This is a genomic window from Amycolatopsis roodepoortensis (assembly GCF_024628825.1).
Lineage (GTDB): Bacteria > Actinomycetota > Actinomycetes > Mycobacteriales > Pseudonocardiaceae > Amycolatopsis > Amycolatopsis roodepoortensis.
Genome location: NZ_CP102415.1, coordinates 5,823,720 through 5,838,670 on the forward strand (window position 1 = coordinate 5,823,720; position 14,951 = coordinate 5,838,670).

Genomic DNA, 14,951 nt, shown 5'->3' on the forward strand with positions numbered 1-14,951 from the left:
CGAACGCCACGACTCCGGCCACGGGCACCGCGCCCGCCGCCCCGGGCGCGGCACACCGGTTACGCAACGGCGAACTCCGCCGCATGGTGGCCGAACTGCTCACCCAGCAACCCGCCAATGCCGGACTGACGGCGGGCGCCGTCGCCCGACTGCTGAACCGGTCATCCGGCGCGGTCGGCAACGCCCTGGAAACCCTGAAAGCGCGCGGCGAAGCCGACTACATGGGACACCCGTCCCGCGCCTACCGGGCGAACGCCAATACGCCCGCCGCCGCCGCGACGGCCGTGATCAGCACGCGCACCACCGAAACCGCGACAGACGACGCCGCCACGCCGCCCGCGCCCGTCACGCCGAAACGCGCCCCCGGGCCGACAAAGGCGACCGCGCCCGTGCTGGTGACCGCACCGGTGCGGCGCCCGAATGGGCAGCTCTACCACCCGCGCAAACTCGCGGGCAGCTCGGACGTGACGGTATTGCGGCAGTTGCGGCAAAACAGAATTCCCTCGCTGCTGTACGGACCCCCGGGAACGGGCAAGACGTCGCTGGTCGAAGCCGCGTTCGACGATGCGGTGACCCTTTCAGGCGACAGTGACACCACGGTGGACGACATCGTGGGCGGGTATGTACCCACCCCGGGCGGAACCTACGAATTCGCGCACGGGCCGCTGGTGACCGCGATGCGTGAGGGGCGCGCGTTCTTCATCGACGACTTCACCCTGATTCCCGCCCCCGTGCTCGCCGTGGTGTACCCCGTCATGGACGGGCGCGGGCACATCACCATCAAGACCAACAACTGGGAACGTGTCGACGCCGCGCCCGGTTTCTACGTGGTGGGCGGGCACAACCCCGGGGTGCACGGGGCGGTACTCAGCGACGCGCTGGCGTCCCGGTTCGCGATCAAGATCCACGTGACCACCGACTACGACCTCGCCACCCGGATCGGGGTCGACCCGAAAGCGGTGCGTGTCGCGAAAAATCTCGTCGCACGGCAGAAAAAGGGCGAGATCGGGTGGGCGCCTCAGATGCGCGAACTCATCGCGTTCAAGAACGCCGCCGCCGCGCTGGACCTCATCACCGCCGCCGGAAACCTGATCGCCGCCGCGCCGGAAGAAGACCAGGACATCGTCGCCGACGTGGTCCGCAACGTCTTCGGCGCCCACGTCGCCCCGCTTGCCGTCGGCGAACAGTTCTAAACCCCCCGCCCCACCGGTTACCGCCGCCGCGACCGTCCGGAAAGGACACACGATGACCGCGCACATCGCCGCACCCGCCGCCACACCGACCGCCGTGTTCCCCGCCAAACCGGAATGGCTGACCCTGTCGTCCCGGTTCGGGGACGAGGTTCCCGCCATCGCCGACCGGGACGACCTCGTGGTCACCGTCGCCCCCGGGGCGGGACACGATGCCCCAGCGTGTTTCTTCCTCGACCTCGCCGCCATCGAAGTCGACGGAATCCACCTCCCCAGCGGGGTCGACCCCGCCACCGTCGAACCGCACCGCGTCGGGGACCGCAAGCGCTACCGCACCGCATGGGGGTTGCTGACCCACGAATGCGCCCACGCGCAACACTCGGTGTGGCGGGAACCCCCCGGGGCGCCACCGGGTGCGGCGGCGGCCGCGATTCTGCTGGAAGAGTCCCGTATCGAAGCCGCGCAGCTACGCCGCCGCCCGCAGGACCGGTTCTGGCTGCGTGGGAGCGCCACGAATCTCATCCTCGCCGACACCAAGGCGAACGACCCCGCCGCCGCGCCGACCATGACGAAACACGACGCCGCGCAAACCGCCACGCTCGTGCTGGCACGTGTGGACGGTGGTGTCCTCAACCGTCGCGAAGTCGCCCGGGTCGAGCGTGTTGTGCGCGGCATTCTCGGCGACGACACCCTCGCCGACCTACGCGCCATCTGGCGTAGCGCCCACCAGGTCGCCGACGACGACGTTGCCGCCATGATCGAACTCGGGCGCCGCTGGTGCGAGGTCGTCGGTGACGAGCCCGACCAGCCGCCGCCCGAGCGCGGCGCCGCCAACCCGGGCGCCCAGCCAGGTAGCGGGAACGGTGTGCCGTCACCGTTAGCGCAAGCGATCACCGCCACCGCCACCGCTATTACCAGTGCGGCCGCCGACGACCCCGCGCCCACCGACGCCGTCACCGTAGCCATGGAGGCACGCGCAGCCGACGACGCCGCCCGCGCCCGCGCGGTCACCATGGCGAACGAAACCTTCGGGACCGTGATCAACCCGAACGCAACTCACACCAACGGAACCCGCGCGCCCGCGACAGCCGAACGCACCGCCGCGCGGCAACTTGCCCGTGCGCTGACCACTGCCGGGATTCGCGACCGCACCACCACCAAAGTCACCTCGGTCATACCGCCCGGGCGGCTCCGGGTGCGCGGCGCCATGACCGCCGCCGCACAACGCGCGGCGGGCGCGACTCCCACCGCCGAACCGTTCACCCGCACCACCCGCAAAACTGTGCCCGCACCACCACTACGGCTCGGCATCGCGTGCGACGTCACCGGATCCATGTCGGCGTTCAGAGAGCCTGTCGCATCGGCCGCGTGGATTCTCGCCCACGCCGCACACCACACCGACGTGCCCGCCACCACCGCCACCGTGACCTTCGGCTCGGGCCTGGTCACCCCGGTCACCCACCCCGGAGCCACCCCCGCACGGGTCACGACCTTCAAAACGGGCTACGGCGGGCACGCCATCGACGACGCCATCGAAGCCCTCGACGGCGCCCTCGACCTGTCGCGCCCGAACGCCGCCCGCCTCTTGGTGATCATCTCCGACGGCATCTTCGAGACTGGCACCAAAAAGCCAGGGCAGAAGCTTCTCGACCGCTTGCGCGCCAACGGATGCGCTGTCCTGTGGCTGCAGCCCAACAAACCCGGTAACAAACCCATGCACGGGGTCACCCTGCACACGCTCACCGACCCCACCGCCACCGCCCGCGCCATCGGACAAGCCGCCACCGCCGCGCTTCGCGCCACACGCTAACCACCCCACAGACCCCGGGCGGGGCGCGGACACCCTCCCCCTCATGTCCCGCCCCGCCCGGGCCCACGATCACCCGCGAACTGGAGATGACCATCGATGACCGACACCACCATCGACACCGTGGGCGAGCTGATCGCCGCCCTCGACCACTACGACCCGGCCGCCCCGCTACGGCTCGCTACACAACCCGCCTACCCCCTGGAGAACCTTCTCGCACGCGTCGTGTGCGCCCCGGATGGCGCCGATCGGCCCGTGGTGTGGCTCGGCGCGAGTGATCAGGTCGGGTACGTTGCCGCGCCCGTCGCCGACGCGTTGGGGTGGTCGTGATGACCACCGACGAGACGCACACCGACGCACCCGCCTCGCTGTCCGACCGCGCGATCACCGTCGCCCGCCTTCACCGCGCCATCGCGCCGCGCGCGTTCGCCGATCGTCACGGTGCCCGGTCGCCCTGGAATCGCCGCGCGATCACCACAAGCCATATCGCGGCCGCGCTCGGCGTCAATGTCGACACCGTGCTCGTGCGGGACGACCCGGACCGCCACTACGGGACCGGGGCCACGCTTACCCCGGGGGATTTGATCGAGGTCACCAGCGACGGCCGCTGCTGGCGTTTCATCCCCGACCTGTCCGGGTTCGTGATGTGGTCCTGGTTGCTGCTGGGCCCGTGCCCGGACTGCGAGGCACCGCGGGTCCCCGTCGCGCGAGTCGCCGGCCTCGCCGACCTCGGCGCCTATCTCGACACGAAGTCCGAGGAGCACTTCTTCGACACCGCACCCTTCGAATTCCACGGCGACCCCGCCCACCGCACGCACTGCCGCTACTCCGCGAACGCGTCGGAACTCCGTGCGGGACACCGAAAGGAGCCCCTGTCATGACAACGACTGCAGCAGCAACGGCTGACAAACCCGCACGCATTAGCAAAGAAGACCGGGTAGCGCTCGCCGCGATCGATGTTGCGACCGCGCTACCGGGCAAGTGGACGGTCGGCCGTGGCCGAACCCGAGACCAGGTCGCCGACATCGTGTGCTTGGCCACCGGGGTCAGTGTCGGCTTCCGGCCCGTGCCTGGGCCGGGCGTGTGGCGCTACCGGCTCATTCCCGGGGACTTCCCACGAGAACTTCACGACGTTTTCCGCTGGTACCGCCGAGACAAGTTGCCCGTGGCCACGTTCGCAGTCAGTACCTCGGCCACCGAGGTCGCGACCCACATCCACCAACGGCTCATTCCGGCCTTCCAGCAGTGGCTCGGCCGCGCCCAGACCGCCCTACGTGACCGCCTCGAAACCCAAGCACGCCAGTACGATGCGCGCCGCCAGATCGCCACGCAACTGGAAAAGGCGTTCCCGCAGGCACCCGAGCCCGCCCGCATCTACTACGTGGCCGACGACCGCATGAGCATCACGCTGACCATGCCGATCGACGACGCGCTCGCCCGCATTCCCGTGCTCGCACAAGCACTCTCGGCCGATAGCGCCACGACCGCCCCGTCCACACCGCCGGAAACCCAGGAGACGACATGACCACGATCAACGCCACCCTCACACGCCTACGTCCCGGTGATCTGCACATGTCCTCCCGCGTTGAGGTCTTCCTCGGCACGGGACCACGCACCCAGTACGTCGGCTACCTCGAATCCGCATACCCGGACGGGACACCCGACCCCGCGACCATCGCTCTGCTGCCCGTCGGACGGCAATTCCTGACCGCTACCACCGAGACCGACTTTTATACCGCACTGGACACCCTGGCTGAGGCATGGCCGATGTGCGGTTTCGGGCCAGCGGTGTCCGGCTGCAACCACGACCTCGCGACGTGGAAGACGTGGCGGCGCAGGGACCTCCATGTGGGCGGCGCATACACCTTTGACGGCGGACGAGTGCTGTACCTGCCCGACGTTGTTCGTGGCATCGATCACGCCGAGAATGATTGGCACAGCATCACTCTCACCACCGGACAGCCTGCGACTCACAGGGTCGCCACGCTCGCCGGACGTGCCCGCGAAGCTTTCGACCGGGCCCGACAACAAAACCCTGGGTTCGGCTTTGGCCGCGATCCCGCCTTTCTCAAGCGCGCCGCCCTGCGCCGCGTCCTGGTTCGTGACGTGACCGAGGAGTTCGGTGTGGCGAGGACGGCGGTGGCGGTGACCGACGACCCCGACCGTCAACACGGCGGCTGGAATTGGTTTCTCGTGACCATCACCGATGACGGCACCGACTACCGGTTCACCTGCTTCAACGGCAAGGTCGACGACCTGCGCGTCCTCGGGTCGTGCCCGGAGTGCGGCGGCGAGGTGCCGCTGATCGCGGCCAACGAACCTGCGGCGCTGGGCCGCTACCTCGACGCACGGGCCACGGGCACTCCCGTGCCGTGCCCGCCCGGGCTGACCTCCGGTGTCGGCCACACACCCGGATGCCCCGTCCTCGAGGACCTCTGACCCAGCCCCCAATCCGCCTCGGGAGAGGACTTCGTGATGGTCACGCGCACCGACTTCTACCTCGGCACCGGACCGACGGCGCACTGGCTCGGGTCCCTGCAATTCGCCTGCCACCCCGACAACCTCCTCAAAGACCCCCACGGCCGCGCCGCGCTGACCGCGAGGCAGCCCTCGGCCTACCAGACGGCGGTAAAGGACCTGCTGCTGATGTGGGCGGTCGAGGGACTCGGCGCCGCACATGAACCCCGGAACGGGTGGCCATGGGACTGGGAAACCAGCCACCGCAACGAATGGATCATCACCCATCTTGACGGCGCCGCGCACATGACGGCGGGCGGCGGGGACCGCTGGCACCGCCTGGACCCCGACGACCCGCGCCCGCCGTTGCGGTGCGGCCCGCCGGACTTCGCGCGATGGCTGCGCGACCCGAACGCGCCGCCAGCGGTCCCGCTCCCCGTCTACCGCCCGCCCGAGACACCCGCCACCCATTGCGCGCACGTCTTCTGACGCAAACCCGCCGACCTCAGGGTCCAGAAAGGACAGGCCAGAAAATGACTACGTTCCTGCCTATTCCCCACGACCTCTACCGTCACGCCGAACCCGACGCGGGCGAGATGCTGCCCGCCCTGACCGGACGGGATAAGCGGTACCGCCCGGTCGAACGATTCGACCCGAACTGGGGTTACATCCTCTCTGGCCGTGCGTCGACTGTCGCGGTGGTGTCCGCGCTGTACTGCGGCGAGCTCGACGTGCCCGAGCGCGCGTGGCCCGAGGTACTGCGCCTGTACTGCCCGGGCGCGTGGCGGATGCTCACTGAGGCGGGGATCTCGTTCGAGCAGTGGAATAGCGGGCGCTGCGAGGCGGTGTTGTGCAGCCGGGTCGGGGTCACCGCCAACACCGAACTCGGCGGCTACGCCGTGTTCGCGGTGATGGACGTGCCCGCCGTCGTGGCCGAGGTCGTCGGCACGCTGGGCGCGATTCCCACCTTCAGCTGACCAACCACTTCCCCCCACTACTGAAAGGGCGACACATTATGCACGACAGGAGGAAACGTCTCATGTGGACCGTGCTGGCCGTGATGTTGCCCGGCCCGTGGACCCCGGTGATCGTGCTGGCCTACATCCTCGGCCGCGCCACCGAACACGATCAGGACGCCACCCACGACGGCGACGCTCCACCGTATCCGCCGCCCGATCCGTACGCCTGTGTCCCAGCACCTGTGGGCCGGAATCCCTATGCATCGTCACGATGAGGAGGACCTGGCGATGTCGAGCAACACCGACTTCTACCTCGGACGCGGCGAGGACGCGGAGTGGATCGGCTCCCTGCACGGGGAGTGCTATCCCGAGAACTTCCTCGCTGTCCCACCTCTGCGGCTGGCGGTGACCGCGACCACCGAGGCCATCTTCCGCGCGGCCGTGGCCGACGCTTTCGTTGTGTGGGAGGAGGAACGTCTCGGCCGCGCGTATCGGCGCGAGGGCGGCTGGCCATGGCCGTGGTATTCCAGCCACAACAGCAGCTGGATCATCACCTTCGACCCCGGCGACGGCGCGGTGTTCGCCACGGTGGGCGGCGGTGTCCGCTGGCACCGTATCGACCCGAGCAACCCGTGGTTTCCCGAGGGGGACGACCCGCTCGGGCCGCCCGATTTGTACGCGTGGCTGCGTAAACCGGCAGCGCCACCGTCGGTGCCGATGCCGCTGATGCGGGAGGTCTCCGCCGACATGCCGATCATCGGCGGTGACGCCGGATGAGCAGCACGACGCACGACTTCTACCTCGGGCGCGGCCAGGACGCCGACTGGCTCGGCTCGGTCCGCCTCGGCACCCGTAACGACCGCTGGCTCGACGAGATCACGCGAGCCCGGTCCGCGGGAGGGTTCATCACCCTCGTCGCGCTCTTCCTGCGCACCGCCAGGATCCACGAGGCCGGCGAGGTGGCGCTCGGAAACCGTGAGTGGCCCTGGCCCTGGCCGACCAGCCACGGCACCGACTTCACACACGCCTTCGACACCGACGCGGTGTGGACCGCGCGACGAGGTGACCGGTGGTCGCTGCGCGCCGACCAGTACATCCCACCCGGCCCGGACGAGACACCGCTGGAGTTCCCGCCTATGCGTGATAGCTGCGGCTGCACCGGGATCGACGCCGCCGACACGACCGCCCGCCGCTACGGCCCACTGCTGGGTGACACCTATCAACACGACCTACCCCAGCTCGGGCTGCGGATCCTCGCTGATCTCACCGGACCACCCGGTCTGGGCGAACCCGCTGCTCTCAGCGGGCTCCGCGCTCAGCTGCCACCGCACCTGCGCTACGCCGTCACCGCCGATGAAGCGCCGGTGGAGGTGGAGTTCGAGGTCGTCGGCTACCGCGACGGCGACCTCGCCGCCGACACCTCCGTGCATGCCCTGTCGATGCTGCCCGCCCTCTACGGATGGGCCGACCCGTCCGGCGGGCCGCCCCGCTTCGGCGTACGGGTCCGCATCGCAACCGACGAGCGCCACACCACGCACCCGGTGCTGGACGACCCCCGCGCCCGCGCGGTGCTCACCACCTACTGACCTCCGGCTCCCAGAACCACAACCCGAAGGAGAAGACACCATGTCACCGGACACCGCACCCGCCGACTCCGCCGCCACGGAGGCGGGGGAGCCGCGTGGCGCTGCCGAGCACTGCGCCGCCGCCGAGGCTCTCTTCGCCAGGGCCCGCGCGATGTACCCCAGCCTCAGCAGCCGCGCGTATCACCAGGACGAGTACCGGCGCTGCCTCGACTGGGCGCATCTTCATCTTCGGCTCGCCGAGGCCATCACCTCCGGAGCCGGACTGGTCCTCGCGCACCGCCGCCTGCTCGCGAACCCCGATGTGCGCCTGCACGACACCTACGTGAGCGCCGAAACACAGGAGTGGAACGAGTACTTCGAAAACCAGCACAACGCGACCAGGAGGTCGGCATGAGCACCCCGCCCATGAACTCGTCGGGAACCTCGTCGCTGGAGCCGTCATGCCCGGACTGCCACGCCGAGATCGGCCAGGTTCACCTCGAGTGGTGCGACGTAGCCCGCTGTCTGGCCACCGGACTGCAGCGCCTCGGTCACGACGAGACATGCCAGTGCCCGCAGGACACGTGGTCCGGGCTGTGGCCCGGGGATGCCGAGTGCATCGAGTTCGGCTGGTTGTACGGCCCTGGCTTGCCCGATCTCAATCGCCTGATGACCACAGCCACCTGGGATCCCGTCGCGCACCGCTGGACCCGCCCCCAACACCAGAACACGCCTGTCGAAGGAGAGCCACGATGACCGCGCTCACCACCACCCCGGACTCGTCCGCGGGCATCGACCTCGCTGTCGGCGAGTACTGGATCGAGTACGTGCCCGCCGCCCGCGCGGACGAGTGCCGAGTCAGCTTTCCCGCTGTGATCGAACCCGCCCGCCTTCACGGGCTGTGGGTGCGGCCCCGGCTGCGCAGGGAGGTCGCCGAAGCGGTGTGCGAGTGGCTCAATGTCGTGTACCCGATCGGCCCGGACTGGTATCCGCTGGCCCGTGTCGAGGACGACGTGCTGGTGGTGTTCACCGGGGAGGCTGCCCATCAGCGCCACGAGATCGCCCTCGGCGCGGACGGCCGCTACCCGCTCGGAGAGCTCGGCCGCTGGTTCCTGTCCGGCCCGACTCGCACCCGGGCGCGCTTCTACCGCCAGCTCGAAGTGCTGCGCGACGCCGCGCGGCACTACCCACGCCCTGGCGAAACCGTGGTCACGTGCGATCCCGACAACCTGCCCGTGAGCGGTTTTCCCGCCCGGATCGACACCTCGCCCGGACAACAGCGGGTCCTGGTGTTCCGGCCGGAGATCGCCGAGGCCGTGGCGGTGTGGTGCGCGACGAACCACGACACCTTCCCCAGCGACCACCCGCTGGTGTACTTCGACCGCGACACCCTCGTCCACGTCCACCAGCATCGGCGCACCCACGACGGCTACTTGCCCTGGCGGATCGACCCCGACGCTGACGGGAACTACCGGATCGGCGCCCAGGAGTGGGTTTTCCAGGCCGTCTCGGAGAAATCCGAGGGTGATGTGCGCCCGGCCGTGACACCGAGCTGATAGGGGAACCTGGCATGACCCAGCGAACGGGGCTGCCACCACTAAGGATGAGCGCCAGCTGGCCCGCGTCCTCGGATGCGTAGCGGCACTGTGCTGGCGGCGGCGGAGTCGTGCGAACACCGACCGGACCGGACATCGTGCCCGGCACGGTCACAGCCGAGTCTTGAGACCCTGACACACGTTCGTCCCGCAGGGAGGAGGACCGTAACCACCATGCCGACCGCCGGATCACCCTCGCGCTCCGCGGCGCCCACGCTGTTCGACCTCGCGGCCCGCTCGATCACCCACGCCGACGTGTTCGGCCTTGACGGCGATCAGCAGGCTGTCCTCGATCATGTGCGCAGATGCCTTGCCGACGAGAGCGGTCCGAGGGCCGTGGTGGTGGTCGCCGGCGGCGCGGGCACGGGCAAGAGTGCCCTCGCGCTGACCTTGCTCGGCGAGGCCCTGCGCGCCGGCTACCGGGCCCGGCACGCCACCGGCTCGCAGGCGTTCACCACCGCGCTGCGCAAGACCGCTGGCCACGGCTCCCGCGCCACCCAGAAACTCTTCCAGTACTTCGGCACCGCCGCCGACACCGAGCCCGACGGGCTGGACCTGCTGGTGTGCGACGGCGCGCACCAACTGCGGGCCACCTCGAACACCCGCTACACCCCCGCCTCACGCCGCAGCGACCGCACTCAGGCCGCGCAGTTGCTCGAGACCGCCCGTGTCGTGGTGTTTCTCCTCGACGAGGACCAGGCGATCCGTCCCGGGCAAATCGGCACTCGCAACTACCTCGCGACAGCCGCCCGCGCCTGCGGTGCCACCGTGCACGGCACTGAGCTGACGAGCCAGCACCGCCATCACAGCGTCAGCTACGACACCTGGGTCCGTGGCCTACTCGGCCTCGACGCCCCACTCAGCCCGCCGGCACCCTGGAACGGTGACAAGGACTCCGCGCCGCGGTTCGAGTTGCGGGTGGCCGACTGCCCCGGCGAGCTGGAGCAGCTGCTGCGTCCGAAGACCGAGGTCGGGGCGAGTACCCGGATCACGGCCGGGCTGTGCTGGCCGTGGAGCGACGCGAGACCTGGAAATCCGCTGGTCGAGGACATCGAGATCGGCGACTGGCGCCGACCCTGGAGCGTGAAGGGCCAGCGCGCGGTCGGAGGGCTGCCGCCCTCGGCGATGTGGGCGATCGAGCCCGCGGGCGCCGGCCAGATCGGCAGCGTCTACAGCGCGCAAGGCTTCGAGTACGACTACGGCGGCGTCATCCTCGGCCCCGACCTCCTATGGCGCGACGACCGATGGGTCACCGATCCCGCAGCCACCCGCGACGATGCCCTCGACGGCGCGACAGCCGCCGACGTCGACCTGTGGGTGCGCCGCTCCTACCGCGTGCTGCTTACCCGCGCCACGGCGGGCACCATTCTCTACTCCACCGACGCCGAAACCCGCGCGCTGCTGCATGACCTGATCTCCGCGTAATCAGGTACGCCCGCCGCCATGAACAAAAGGGCAGGGGACCGCATCACCGACGGCAAACGAGCGACGGGACGGAACGACGTATCGCGCCCAGCCGCCACCGGAACGGCGGGCGAGGGCCAAGGCTCGGTCGGCGCGGACCGCGTCGCTCCATCGGTCCATCCCGAACGGTGCGGCGGCGGGTCATTGCCAGCCCCGCCGTGGCATCAGGTGATCCAACCGTTTATTGCCTAGCGCAACCCGGTTGTTTAGAAGAAAAAGCCGCGCGCAAGACCGGTAACCCTCGGGATTGGGGCGGCGGTCTTGCGCGCGGATCAGGCGGGCAGGCAGGCAGGTGTCAGGCTTCCTGCGCGGGCTCGGTGTCATCGCTCGTTGCCGAGACGTCAGTCTTGTCCAGGTTGATGGCGAACCGCTTCGGCGCCTCGCAGGTTTTGCGTGCGTACCCGTCGGCGACGAGCTTCTCCAGGGCGTTGTTGACCGCTCCGCCCGAACGGCCGAGGTCCTTGCCGATTTTGGCGGGCCCGAAGCTGTCGCCCGGGTGGTCGGTCAGGTATTCCTCCACCAGGGCCCGCAGGCCGCCCTTGCGCAGACGGTCCTTGCCCTTGACGGCGGTGTCGGTGTCCGCAGGCGATTCTGCGGCAGCTGGCCCGGTTCCGTTCTCGCTGTCGGCCGGAGCCTCCGGTGCGGTTCCGGGCAACGGGCTGGTGTCGTTGTCGACGTCGCAGGCAGTAGCCGACCCGGTCTCGTCGTTGGTGCTGTCCGTGGCGGTGGACTCCGGGTCGTCGTCGACGGCCGGACTGGTGGCGGTTTCCTGCACCGCCGTGCTGGTCGCGCCGTCGGAGTCGGGCTCGTTTGCTGTCTCGGTGTTGTCAGCGGTGTCGCTCGCCGTGGTGTCCGGTCGCGTGTCCTCGGTGCTGGGTGCGTCGGTGTCACGGTCCGACGGAGCGAGCGCCCACGTGTCGGGATTGCGCGGGCCGTCTCCGGCGGTCCGGATCGCGGCGCCTTCACGGCCCCAGCGGGCAAGGATCTTCGCGGCGGTCGAACGGCCGACTTCGGCGGCCATCGCCAGGGCGGCGGTCGTGGCCCCGGGGTTGGCGGTCAGTGCTTCATGCACTTTGTCTTCCGTGGTGGGCGCGTTCCGCTGTCCGGGGGCGTCGGCCACGGCGTGCAGGTGGCGGTCGCCGTCGATGGCGGTGTCGGGGGTCGGGGTGGTGCGGGGGTTGCGGTTCTTGCGGGACATGACGAACTCCAGGTGTTGGAAATGGGGATGGTCATGCCCCGGCCGGGGCGTTGGCCCGCCGGTGCGCATCCGGTTGGTCGGGCTACACGTCTATGGACGCTTCGTCACCGCACTATTGTCAAGCGATCCGTCAAACAAGACATGTGTCTCATGTGGACACGTCGTGTTTCAATGTTTGACCGATACAAACGGGCCAATGTGTGGGTGGTTCGGTGTTCCGCGATTCGCCCGGGTGGTCATGCAACGGGCCGTATCGGTGCAGGCGATGGTGGCCGTAGCTGACAAGCCAACTGCGGGGCGCGGCTCGTGATTGCCGCGCCCCGCAGTTGACTTGTTGTCGTCTCAGGGCTCCTACCCGTGGCGGAGAGGTGCTTCCGCGGTTTCGGGCTGGGAGAGTGTGCCCCAGAGGCCGATGGCGCCGACGCCTTCGGCGTAGACGGTGCCGCTGTCGTGGACGGCCTGGATGACTACGAGGTACCGCAACCGATAGGGGCTGCTGACAAAGGTGTTGTAGTGGCTGGCGAGCACGAACGCCGACCGGAAGACGTCCCTGGTTACGTCCATGCTTGGGGTGTCGGCGGTGCCGTGGTCACTGTGTGGCAGCCCGGAGATCGTGATGTGGATCTGGTTCTGCGGACCGGACTCGTCCGCCACGACGGCGAACTCCGCGTCGGCGTGGATCATGTCGTCGTCCTGGACGACGACGAGGTCCTCGCGGATGCGGGCGGCGATTTCCCGAAGCGACAGCTCGACGGTGCCATCGTATGAGTCGCCGATCATCACCACGGGTGCGGGAGCTGGTGGGGGCGCCGGGGTGTCGACGTGTTCTGTGGTGGTCATGATGGAGTTTCCTTTCTTTTGTGTGCATCGCCTGCGGGTGCAGGGCGTCTGGTGTGGACAGTCGCGGCCAGCTCGACTCGTGGGGTGGGCGGCGGGTGGCCGTTGTGTCCGGTTCAGCGGCGCAGCACGTTGACGCGTTCGCCACCGATGAGTGGTTTGTCGTCCGGTCCGGCGAGGTGGTCCGCGATCCAGATGGGGCAGTGGTCGCCTCGGCTGGGGTAGTACTGGTTGCGCCAGTGGCCACGAACGAGCCAGCTGTGGCGGTATTCGCGTGTGCTTTTGCCGGAGGTGTCGCCGCTGTGGTCTGTGGGCGCGGTGCGGGCGCGCCGGAGGTCGACGAGGCGGACGGCGGTGTTGAGTTCCGGGTCGTAGCGTTCGATGCGTCGGCGGGCGGCGCGGGGCGCGCTGGTGCATTCGGAACGAACGAGGGTCTGGCCCATCAGCAGCCAGGTGGTGAGGATGGTGCGCTGCAGGGCGATCTGGGTGTCGATATCGGCGGAGGAAGTGCCTTCGGTCAGGGCGCTGGGCCAGCCCTTCATGTCGGTGAACGTCATGGGCGTGAGGCCGCACCATTCGTATCCGTGCGGAGGGGAGAAACTCGGCGGAATCGGTGCGCGTTCGGCATTGCGCAGAAACGTGGCCAGGATGTGCTTGGCGCCGAGGTCGACGGCGTCGTCGTGGCTGGCGGGTTTGTTGTCCGGTGCGGGTGGTGGCAGGTTCAGCGCGGCGGCTTTCCGCATCTGGGTCAGGGCGTAGTGGCGAGGTAAGCGGGCGAGCCTGCGTCCGACGTCGACCGCTGGCGGTTCGGGGTCGGGGACGGTTCCCCAGCTCTGCACCCACAAGCCGCCGCGCCCTGGACCCCACGAGACCAGCGATACGGCGTCGTGCCGCTTTGAGGCGGTTCCCTCGACGGGCGGGTGCTCGTACACCATGAGCCCCACGGGGGCGGGCAGGTCTTCGGGGTGAAGGCGGTAGTCGGCCAGGGTGGTGGCGGCGTGGCTCGCGAGGTCGGTCAGGTCGGCGGAGACGTAGAACAGTTCGGCGGCGGGGATCTGGGCGCGGAGTGTGTCCGCGATCGTGGCGCCGACGTCGTCCAGGGGTGGGAACGCGGGTTCGCCCGCCGTGTCCTCGGGCCGGGGGCCGACAAAGAACCGGAACCAGTTGCCCGCGCCGTCCAAGCCGGGATCACGGGCCCAATCGCTCATCCGTGCCCGGATCTCGGGCACGTCGCGCGCCGTGACGGCCACCATGGAGGTCACCGACCCAGTTCGGCGGCGAGTTTCGCCAGCGCGGTCTCGACGTTCCGCCGCATCCTCGGCGACGCGCCGGGATGGTCGGTCAAGTACGCCAGCATGTGCGGCACGGGGCTGGGGGTGTCGTCGCGTGTCAGCGCGGTGAGCGCGTCGGGATGACGTTGGCACAGCCCGCCGATCGCCGTCGGTGCCACGGGGTACCAGAGATCGCGGATCTCGTATCGGCCGTCGTTCCCGGGCCGGACCACGCGCGGCTGGGGTTCTACCGAGTCACCCCAAGGGTCGTCGTGGATTTCCAGCGTGTCCTCGTGCCAGGTGAAGCGGTACTGGGCGGTGCCGTAGAACGATTCCAGGTGGACCCCGATCCAGCGCGCGACAGCGGGACGGCACCGCACGCCGATCTCGACATCGTTCTTCAGGCTGTGCAGGGTGGGGAAGCGGGTCTGGTCCTCGATGGTCCCGGGTGGTGTCTCGTCGGCGGGGACGATGCCGGGGAATGCCGGTTTGTACGGCATCGCCACCCATACTTCACCGTCCGGAAGAACCGGAGGTTCCGCGGCACGGCCGGGAATGGCTGCGCGTAGTCCGTCCATAAGAGACACGTCCCTGCGTCGATGCGGTGC

General features: G+C 69.3%; 19 protein-coding genes. 15 read left to right on the plus strand and 4 right to left on the minus strand.

The features are described from left to right. Positions 1-83 precede the first annotated feature (83 nt). The 15 genes from NQK81_RS27785 to NQK81_RS27855 all read left to right on the plus strand — a co-directional run bounded on the left by NQK81_RS27785 (position 84) and on the right by NQK81_RS27855 (position 10,998). On the plus strand, positions 84-1,193 hold the full coding sequence (locus NQK81_RS27785; RefSeq protein ID WP_306855996.1) for an AAA family ATPase: 1,110 nt from the start codon (positions 84-86) through the stop codon (positions 1,191-1,193). Positions 1,194-1,245: 52 nt separating this feature from the next. After that, entirely contained in the window at positions 1,246-3,000 is a 1,755-nt protein-coding gene (locus tag NQK81_RS27790) for a VWA domain-containing protein (protein WP_257483843.1), read from the plus strand. A gap of 96 nt (positions 3,001-3,096) precedes the next feature. Further along, the gene (locus NQK81_RS27795; protein ID WP_257483844.1) at positions 3,097-3,327 is read left to right on the plus strand and encodes a hypothetical protein; all 231 of its coding nucleotides are present in this window, start codon (positions 3,097-3,099) and stop codon (positions 3,325-3,327) included. After that, positions 3,327-3,878: a hypothetical protein gene (locus NQK81_RS27800; RefSeq protein ID WP_257483845.1), complete on the plus strand. Its 552-nt coding sequence runs from the start codon at positions 3,327-3,329 to the stop codon at positions 3,876-3,878. The genes NQK81_RS27795 and NQK81_RS27800 overlap by 1 nt, the downstream gene beginning before the upstream one ends. After that, positions 3,875-4,522 (plus strand): hypothetical protein, encoded by a 648-nt coding sequence (locus tag NQK81_RS27805; protein ID WP_257483846.1) that lies wholly within the window; start codon positions 3,875-3,877, stop codon positions 4,520-4,522. Before NQK81_RS27800 ends, NQK81_RS27805 begins: the two co-directional genes overlap by 4 nt. Beyond that, the gene (locus tag NQK81_RS27810) at positions 4,519-5,436 is read left to right on the plus strand and encodes a hypothetical protein (protein ID WP_257483847.1); all 918 of its coding nucleotides are present in this window, start codon (positions 4,519-4,521) and stop codon (positions 5,434-5,436) included. The genes NQK81_RS27805 and NQK81_RS27810 overlap by 4 nt, the downstream gene beginning before the upstream one ends. A 36-nt stretch (positions 5,437-5,472) precedes the next feature. Then, positions 5,473-5,943 (plus strand): hypothetical protein, encoded by a 471-nt coding sequence (locus NQK81_RS27815; RefSeq protein ID WP_257483848.1) that lies wholly within the window; start codon positions 5,473-5,475, stop codon positions 5,941-5,943. Positions 5,944-5,987: 44 nt separating this feature from the next. Further along, positions 5,988-6,431, plus strand: coding sequence for a hypothetical protein (locus NQK81_RS27820; protein ID WP_257483849.1), 444 nt, complete (start codon positions 5,988-5,990; stop codon positions 6,429-6,431). A gap of 62 nt (positions 6,432-6,493) precedes the next feature. Beyond that, positions 6,494-6,688 (plus strand): hypothetical protein, encoded by a 195-nt coding sequence (locus tag NQK81_RS27825; protein ID WP_257483850.1) that lies wholly within the window; start codon positions 6,494-6,496, stop codon positions 6,686-6,688. A 13-nt stretch (positions 6,689-6,701) separates the two neighbouring features. Then, complete coding sequence (locus tag NQK81_RS27830) at positions 6,702-7,190, plus strand: hypothetical protein (protein ID WP_257483851.1); 489 nt, start codon at positions 6,702-6,704, stop codon at positions 7,188-7,190. After that, positions 7,187-7,999: a hypothetical protein gene (locus tag NQK81_RS27835; protein WP_257483852.1), complete on the plus strand. Its 813-nt coding sequence runs from the start codon at positions 7,187-7,189 to the stop codon at positions 7,997-7,999. Before NQK81_RS27830 ends, NQK81_RS27835 begins: the two co-directional genes overlap by 4 nt. 40 nt (positions 8,000-8,039) lie before the next feature. Further along, on the plus strand, positions 8,040-8,393 hold the full coding sequence (locus NQK81_RS27840; protein WP_257483853.1) for a hypothetical protein: 354 nt from the start codon (positions 8,040-8,042) through the stop codon (positions 8,391-8,393). Then, entirely contained in the window at positions 8,390-8,734 is a 345-nt protein-coding gene (locus NQK81_RS27845) for a hypothetical protein (protein ID WP_257483854.1), read from the plus strand. Before NQK81_RS27840 ends, NQK81_RS27845 begins: the two co-directional genes overlap by 4 nt. Beyond that, complete coding sequence (locus tag NQK81_RS27850; protein WP_257483855.1) at positions 8,731-9,534, plus strand: hypothetical protein; 804 nt, start codon at positions 8,731-8,733, stop codon at positions 9,532-9,534. The genes NQK81_RS27845 and NQK81_RS27850 overlap by 4 nt, the downstream gene beginning before the upstream one ends. Positions 9,535-9,747: 213 nt before the next feature. Beyond that, positions 9,748-10,998, plus strand: a complete 1,251-nt coding sequence (locus NQK81_RS27855) for a DNA/RNA helicase domain-containing protein (protein WP_257483856.1) — start codon at positions 9,748-9,750, stop codon at positions 10,996-10,998. Between the two features lie 334 nt (positions 10,999-11,332). Here NQK81_RS27855 and NQK81_RS27860 read toward each other — a convergent pair whose 3' ends face one another. The 4 genes from NQK81_RS27860 to NQK81_RS27875 form a co-directional block, all read right to left on the minus strand. Beyond that, entirely contained in the window at positions 11,333-12,304 is a 972-nt protein-coding gene (locus NQK81_RS27860) for a prolipoprotein diacylglyceryl transferase (RefSeq protein WP_257483857.1), read from the minus strand. A 282-nt stretch (positions 12,305-12,586) separates the two neighbouring features. Further along, complete coding sequence (locus tag NQK81_RS27865; protein WP_257483858.1) at positions 12,587-13,075, minus strand: hypothetical protein; 489 nt, start codon at positions 13,073-13,075, stop codon at positions 12,587-12,589. A 113-nt stretch (positions 13,076-13,188) separates the two neighbouring features. Continuing rightward, positions 13,189-14,325: a hypothetical protein gene (locus NQK81_RS27870; protein WP_257483859.1), complete on the minus strand. Its 1,137-nt coding sequence runs from the start codon at positions 14,323-14,325 to the stop codon at positions 13,189-13,191. A 5-nt stretch (positions 14,326-14,330) separates the two neighbouring features. Continuing rightward, positions 14,331-14,843, minus strand: coding sequence for a hypothetical protein (locus tag NQK81_RS27875; protein ID WP_257483860.1), 513 nt, complete (start codon positions 14,841-14,843; stop codon positions 14,331-14,333). Positions 14,844-14,951: the final 108 nt, after the last annotated feature.

Excerpts from the sequence above, each read along its gene's own strand:
- NQK81_RS27855 (WP_257483856.1), top strand. The coding sequence starts at position 9,748 with ATGCCGACCGCCGGATCACCCTCGCGCTCCGCGGCGCCCACGCTGTTC.
- NQK81_RS27835 (WP_257483852.1), top strand. The coding sequence starts at position 7,187 with ATGAGCAGCACGACGCACGACTTCTACCTCGGGCGCGGCCAGGACGCC.
- NQK81_RS27820 (WP_257483849.1), top strand. The coding sequence starts at position 5,988 with ATGACTACGTTCCTGCCTATTCCCCACGACCTCTACCGTCACGCCGAA.
- NQK81_RS27825 (WP_257483850.1), top strand. The coding sequence starts at position 6,494 with ATGTGGACCGTGCTGGCCGTGATGTTGCCCGGCCCGTGGACCCCGGTG.
- NQK81_RS27875 (WP_257483860.1), bottom strand. The coding sequence starts at position 14,843 with ATGCCGTACAAACCGGCATTCCCCGGCATCGTCCCCGCCGACGAGACA.
- NQK81_RS27815 (WP_257483848.1), top strand. The coding sequence starts at position 5,473 with ATGGTCACGCGCACCGACTTCTACCTCGGCACCGGACCGACGGCGCAC.
- NQK81_RS27830 (WP_257483851.1), top strand. The coding sequence starts at position 6,702 with ATGTCGAGCAACACCGACTTCTACCTCGGACGCGGCGAGGACGCGGAG.
- NQK81_RS27865 (WP_257483858.1), bottom strand. The coding sequence starts at position 13,075 with ATGACCACCACAGAACACGTCGACACCCCGGCGCCCCCACCAGCTCCC.
- NQK81_RS27805 (WP_257483846.1), top strand. The coding sequence starts at position 3,875 with ATGACAACGACTGCAGCAGCAACGGCTGACAAACCCGCACGCATTAGC.
- NQK81_RS27860 (WP_257483857.1), bottom strand. The coding sequence starts at position 12,304 with ATGCGCACCGGCGGGCCAACGCCCCGGCCGGGGCATGACCATCCCCAT.
- NQK81_RS27845 (WP_257483854.1), top strand. The coding sequence starts at position 8,390 with ATGAGCACCCCGCCCATGAACTCGTCGGGAACCTCGTCGCTGGAGCCG.
- NQK81_RS27790 (WP_257483843.1), top strand. The coding sequence starts at position 1,246 with ATGACCGCGCACATCGCCGCACCCGCCGCCACACCGACCGCCGTGTTC.
- NQK81_RS27840 (WP_257483853.1), top strand. The coding sequence starts at position 8,040 with ATGTCACCGGACACCGCACCCGCCGACTCCGCCGCCACGGAGGCGGGG.
- NQK81_RS27810 (WP_257483847.1), top strand. The coding sequence starts at position 4,519 with ATGACCACGATCAACGCCACCCTCACACGCCTACGTCCCGGTGATCTG.
- NQK81_RS27795 (WP_257483844.1), top strand. The coding sequence starts at position 3,097 with ATGACCGACACCACCATCGACACCGTGGGCGAGCTGATCGCCGCCCTC.
- NQK81_RS27870 (WP_257483859.1), bottom strand. The coding sequence starts at position 14,325 with ATGGTGGCCGTCACGGCGCGCGACGTGCCCGAGATCCGGGCACGGATG.
- NQK81_RS27800 (WP_257483845.1), top strand. The coding sequence starts at position 3,327 with ATGACCACCGACGAGACGCACACCGACGCACCCGCCTCGCTGTCCGAC.
- NQK81_RS27785 (WP_306855996.1), top strand. The coding sequence starts at position 84 with ATGGTGGCCGAACTGCTCACCCAGCAACCCGCCAATGCCGGACTGACG.
- NQK81_RS27850 (WP_257483855.1), top strand. The coding sequence starts at position 8,731 with ATGACCGCGCTCACCACCACCCCGGACTCGTCCGCGGGCATCGACCTC.